Annotated in this window: 1 pseudogene; it reads right to left on the bottom strand. The window is 45.8% G+C overall.

The features are described from left to right. Positions 1-4,227: pseudogene (locus BG32_RS08690) on the bottom strand (type II secretory pathway, component HofQ); the annotation flags it as partial.

Raw genomic sequence — 4,227 nt, 5'->3', positions numbered from 1 at the left:
CTGAAGAGCTGACTCAAAAGCTCGGAAGAAACTCCCTCCTTTGATTCAAGGACTTTGAAGACGTTCCCTTCACCTGAATCTCCCGTCGATACCTGAACGAGTTTTTCTATTATTGTAACTGCGTTTTCTATCGATTCTCTCGTTCCGATTATCAGGAGGACGTTGCTAACGGCGTTTATGTCGACTCTTAGATCGAGCTTTTCGAAAACAGTTGTGAGAGAGTTTATGTCAAACCCCTTAGGGAAGGAAAGAGCTTCGAACTCAATCTCCTCAGATTCCGGTTCTGTATTCTTCGTCTCAAATCTGGAGAAAAGCTCAGCGGCTTCCAAATTGTCCTCACCTGAACCTATGAAAACGAGATAATCTCCGACCTCCACAATCTTCACCGAGATATTGAGGGAGGCTAGCAATTCTCTGAACTGATCCACTGAGATCTCTTCAACGAACTCAACGATTGTGTATTCGGGGCTTTGTACTTCCTCTATCCCGAGGGTCGCCGAAATGGAATTGACTAACTCTCTGAAGCTATCTACGTTTCTTTGAGTTCCAATCACGAATAGGTCTTCACCGACTGGAAGGATCTCTACATTAAGCGAAAGCTTTTCGACCAGAGCTGCGATCTCCGTCATTGAAAGCTCTTCACTGATAGGAATCACAGAGTAGACTACTTCATCCTCAATAGGAGTGCCTTCCGGAGTGAGATACTCAACTATTTCATTGGCAGTTCTCAAATCACTGTCGGAACCAATTAGCATTACTTCTCCATCTACCTGAACAGAGGATATGCCTAGCGCCATATCTCCCATAATTTTCTCAAACTTTTCCAGTGTCAAATCTGCAGGAAGCTTGATTAGCCTATAAGAGATCCCCTTGCCAAGATTGCTTCTTATCACTTCGTCCAGTAGGGCAACTGCAAGGTTAACGTCTTCTTCAAGACCGGAAATCGACATACTCTGTCCAAGTTTTGTGTAGGAAAGATTGAACCCGGCCGAAATCAGTATCTCTCTCAGCTCTTCGAATGTCATACCTGAAGGAACAGGATAGAGAGTTGTAAGCTTCTTCGTCTTGAGTTCGAGGCCCTCCATGATATCGGGCAGCTTGGAAAGCTCAGATTCCGGTCCAATCAACAGGTATCCCTGACTGTTTTCGTGAAATACCTGAACCGCCAGATTCATAGCCTCAAAGAATCCAGAGAGAGTCTCTCCCGTCCATCCTTCAATTCTGGGATAGAACTGCGCCGTCAGTTCTTCAGTAGACGGGGCAGATCCAATCTCTTTCAAGAGACCTTCAAACATCTCAATATCATCTTCGGTACCTACAGCAACTAATTTGTCTCCCTCTCCGTAAATTGTGAGCGAGGAGTTCATACTTGAGAGGAGCTTGTTAAGGAAGTCGGTGCTAAGGGAGATTCCAGTGAATATCCTCGAATGGCGAACTTCCTCAGAAGGTTTTTCGGAAACAAGCTCGGAAAGAATAGCCCTGATCTGCTCGATGTCTTTTTCTTTCCCGTAGACAACGAAGCTGTCCCTGATCTCTAGAACGGAAATCTCCATTTCCAGAGTATCTACAATCCCTGTAAGCTCCTCGAGAGTGACCTCGCGGGGAACAATCACCGTTACTCTATGTTCGCTGATTATATCTTCTCTTATTTCTGCGAACCTCATGATCTCGTTCTCGCTCCCGATTACTACTAGCTTCCCTGCAACCGAAAGCGGGAAGACGTTTATATTGAATGCCGAAACAATTGACTGTGCTGCAGCCAGGTCGAATCCGTCCGCGACTTCAACTACCAGGTAGCTCTTCTCACCATCAACCACCTGAACCTCTCTCCTTGAAAGTATAGAAGTTATAGTGTCAACGGCCTTAGCTACTTCTTCACCCTGACCTACAGCGATTACGCCCGTGGGGGCATTCAGTAGATCAACGCGTATTCCTAATCTCGAGAATATTGCTCTAAAGCTTTCGACTTCTTTGGTGGGGATTTCTACGAAGTTAAATACATCGGGTTCCTCTCCCTTGGGCAAAACAACTCCCTCGGAAAGCTCGCTGAAAATCCTCACAGTCTGAATAACGTCATCTTCCGGTCCAATGACCATCGATCTCCCATCTACGATAACTACAGTTACCGCAAGTCCCATTTTTTCGAGCATGCCCTGAAGATTCTGAATCGAGGGAACAGTATCAACTATTTCGTAGTGTGGCTTCTCCAGTCCTGATAACCTGACCGTTTCAGAGTGAATTCTGTCCAGTATGGCAGTTGGACCCACTATTAGATAACCGGACTGAACCGGAGTCACACTGACTTTTGCCCAATCCTTCTCTCCGAGGAAACCTCTCAGGTAGGTAACAAGTTTTCCATCTTCCCAACCGGCAGGATTATTGAAGAACCTTGATTCAATCGTCTCATCCTCTTCGGCCTTAGAAAGCACTGATAATATGACATCATTAGCTTTAGCCGACTCTTCCTCGGTCCCCACCAATACTACTCCGGATGGCGAGGTAAGTAGCTGGACATCCATCTCAAGACTATCGAGAATGGCTGAAAACTCATTTATTCTATCATTCGGTATTTCCGTAAAAGAATACTTCAGTTCTTCATCCTTTTCGAGAGTTACCGTTCGTTCATTAATAGAATTCACGACCTTCGCGGCACTTTCGAGGTCCTCATCATAGCCGACAAGTATGACGTTGTCTCCAAAGCTAAGCGCAGTTGCTTCAATTTTCAGCTCTGCTAATACCTGCCGTATAGTATCAAATGCTCCCTCGCTTGCAGGCATTATTTGGAAATCATATTTTCTTGAACTTGATGGCGCTTCCAGTCCGTTACTCAGAAGTCTTATTACCTCAACAGCCTCTTCTACGCTCTCTTTCTTGCCAACTACGAGGAATTTGTCTTCAACAGGCAGAATCGTTACCTTCAATCCAAGCCGTTCAAGAAGTGAATCCAGTTGCTCGACTGCGGGAAGCGAATTCTCGATAACGAAGAAGGGATCCTCAATTCCAGCCAACCTCGAAGCCTCGTTGACTAGTTTTGATACAACTTCCTGGGGACCGACAACAATGTAACCACTGGAAGATGGTGTAATAGTTATTCTAGAGAAGTCGTCCTCGCCGAGAAAGTCAGCAAAGTAGCTTGCATATTTCTCATCGTTCCAGCCAGGGATTAGCGCAGCAACGTTGGAAACTCTTCCCGGCTCCACCCCCTCACCAGCTACGGCTTCCCTTTCCAGAATCTCGTTTACCGTCTCCAATGCTACTTGAACCTTGCTCCCTTCACCGATCATGATAACTCCAGTAGCGGATGGCAGAAGCTCCACTCCCGAATCAAGTTTGTCCAGAATCGTCTGATAAATGGCAATATCTGCGCTTTGTATCCCAGTGAAGGCGTATGTCGGTTCATAAACCTGCGGAGTCGTTCTCCTGCTGAGAATATCTTCAACAACCGTCTCTGCTCTAGCCACTGCCTGATGTGAGCCGATCGCTATGGCTCCAGAGGGCGATGAAATAAGGGAAACATCTATCGTGAGGCTTTCAAGAATTGCATTGAAGCTTTCGATGTCGTCTTGAGCGATGTCTAGAACGCTGTATTCCATTGCTTCCGGTGAAGCAACATCGAATTTCACACTTTCCATAAGCTGTTCTATTATTATTCCGGTTTGTCTTACGTCTTCCCCCGACCCGATAACGATCGTCGAGCTACCCATTTCTACCAGATCAACGAGTACTCCCAGTCTAACCAGCAGCCCTTCCAGATCATCTACAGGAGGCACTCTTTCAATCACTGTAAATGCAGGGTCTTCGAATTCTCTCAACCTTGATATTTCAGCCTCCACAACGTCTGCCAGAGCTCTTGGAGTAAGAGCAACGAATCCTGTGGAAGATGAAACAATGGAAATCCTCTCAAACTCATCGGCTCCAAGAAAGAGTCTCAGATATTCATTCAAACGAGTAAGATCCCAGCCAGGTATCATTTTTATTTCCAGAGAAATCCGTTCTTCCCTGTCTACTTCCTGAGATTGAAGCTGCATGTAAAGTGCCTTGAACTTCAGCAGGTCTTCTTCGCTGCCTATTGCAATCAGTTTGTCTGCAACGCTTACCGCAAATACTCTGTAAGCTAGAAGTTCTAGCGCAGGTTGTAGTGATTCAACTGTAATCCCGGCTGAAAGAGGCAGAAGAAGATAACTCTCATATTTCTCTTGAAGAGGAACTTCTTTCGTATCTCTAGAG

This window comes from Mesotoga sp. HF07.pep.5.2.highcov (assembly GCF_003666285.1).
In the GTDB taxonomy this organism is placed as follows: Bacteria; Thermotogota; Thermotogae; order Petrotogales; family Kosmotogaceae; genus Mesotoga; species Mesotoga prima.
This window is presented reverse-complemented; position numbering and strand designations above follow the sequence as displayed.